The sequence below is a fragment of the Nocardia cyriacigeorgica genome (assembly GCF_010858045.1).
Classification (GTDB): Bacteria; Actinomycetota; Actinomycetes; order Mycobacteriales; family Mycobacteriaceae; genus Nocardia; species Nocardia cyriacigeorgica_E.
In genome coordinates this window covers 1-1815 of the sequence record NZ_JAAGVC010000087.1, presented here as the reverse complement: position 1 = coordinate 1815, position 1815 = coordinate 1, and the positions used below count along the sequence as shown (strand labels likewise).

The window sequence follows — 1815 nt, the reverse complement described above, 5'->3', positions numbered from 1 at the left end:
CCCGCGCGCAGGCGTTCGTCGCGGTCGAGTAGCCAGCGGATGCGGGGGGCGGCGAAATAGCCGAGCAGCGGTAGCCCACTGAGTTCGCTCACCTCGTCGACCCCGGGCCGGGCGGACAGGTGCGCGACGAGGTCGTCGGTTCGGGTGTCCTGCCAGACAATGGCATTGCCCACCGGGCGGCCGGTGCGCCGATCCCATAGCACCGTCGTCTCACGTTGATTGGCGATCCCGATCCCCACCACCTGCCCGGCACCGATCCCGGCCGCGGTGATCGCCCGCCCGATCAACGCCTGCACCTGGCGGCGCACCTCGTTCGCATCGTGTTCGACCTGCCCGGCCGCCGGATACAGCTGACGATGCTCACGCTGCAGCACCGACACCAGCTGCCCGGCCGCGTCGTAGACGATGGCGCGACTCGACGTCGTGCCCTGATCGACGGCCAGCACATACCGGTTGCTCGCCCGCCGCGGCGCCCTCATCGCCGCACCCGCGCCCGATCGGCGGCGATATCGGCCGAGATCGCCGCCGCCGCCGACCGCACCACCTCCACCAGCCCCGCCCGCGCGGCACCGCTCACCCGGTCGACCGACCCCACCACACCGATCGCGCCGACGACGCGTCCACCGGGATCGCGCACCGGCGCCGCCACCGACGCCCGTTCGGCCGCGAATTCACCGACGTCGATGGCGAACCCCTGCGCCCGCGCCTGCGCGATCTCGGCGTGCAGCGCACGCGGTGCGGTGATCGTGCGGTGGGTGTAGCCGGGCAGTTCGCCGCCACGTTCGGCGAGGCCGGGTGTGTAGGCGAGCAGCACCTTGCCCAGCGCCGTCGCATGCAACGGCAGCACCACACCCACCCGCAGCCGCTGCGGCGACCGATCGGGGCGGAACACGTGATGCACGATCTGCACCCCCTCATCGTGTACCGCACCCATCCGCACCGATTCCCCCGACCGCGCCGCCAGAGTGTCGGCCCAGTTCATCGCATACGAGCGCAGCACATTGGTGTCCATACCCGCCCCGGAGGGCGCCGCACCCATCCGGTACTTCCCGGTGCGCGCATCCTGGGTCACATACCCCACCCCGTGCAGGGTGCGCAGCAACCCGTGCACCGTGGCCTTCGGCAGCCCCAGCGCACCCGCCACCTCGCTCACCCCGATACCGAACGGCGCCTGCGCCACCAGCGCCATGATCGCGGCGGCTCGCTCGATCGACTGAATGGGTCCGGGCACCCCACCACCGTAGCGGGCGAACCGTTCGACATTGTCGAACGCACCCCGTTGTGGGCAGTGGCGAGGCTGCCTACGTTCGGCGGTGGCCGCTCCTGCGACGGGGCAGCGAGCCCCGACCGCGGAGAACAGATGACCGACTTCATCGGCGCCCTCGACCAAGGCACCACGAGCACCCGATTCCTGGTCTTCGACCACACCGGAACCGTCGTCGCCGGCCACCAGCTCGAACACCAGCAGATCCTGCCGCGCCCCGGCTGGGTCGAACACGACCCGCTCGACATCTGGGAACGCAGCTGCACCGTCATCCGGACCGCCCTGGACCGCCACGGCCTGCGCTCGAGCGACCTCGCCGCCATCGGACTGACCAACCAACGCGAAACCACCGTCATCTGGGACCGTCACACCGGCCGCCCGCACCACAACGCCATCGTCTGGCAAGACACCCGCACCGACCGCATCGCCGCCGAACTCGACGCCACCGCGGGCCCACTCATCCGCCACCGCACCGGACTGCCACCGGCCACCTACTTCTCCGGCGGCAAAATCCGCTGGCTGCTCGACACCCAGCCGGGCCTGCTCGCCGC

General features: G+C 71.2%; 3 protein-coding genes. 1 reads left to right on the top strand and 2 read right to left on the bottom strand.

The genetic code is table 11. The features are described 5' to 3' along the window. Together GV790_RS28795 and GV790_RS28790 are read right to left on the bottom strand one after the other, a co-directional pair. Window positions 1-479: FGGY family carbohydrate kinase (locus GV790_RS28795; protein ID WP_256673599.1), on the bottom strand; the 479-nt coding region annotated here is incomplete at its 3' end. Next, window positions 476-1231, bottom strand: a complete 756-nt coding sequence (locus GV790_RS28790) for an IclR family transcriptional regulator (RefSeq protein WP_163817975.1) — start codon at window positions 1229-1231, stop codon at window positions 476-478. The genes GV790_RS28790 and GV790_RS28795, both read right to left, overlap by 4 nt. 129 nt (window positions 1232-1360) lie before the next feature. Between GV790_RS28790 and GV790_RS28785 the strand changes: the two genes are divergently transcribed. After that, window positions 1361-1815, top strand: a 455-nt coding sequence (locus GV790_RS28785) for an FGGY family carbohydrate kinase (RefSeq protein ID WP_256673597.1), incomplete at its 3' end; no start/stop codon positions are given.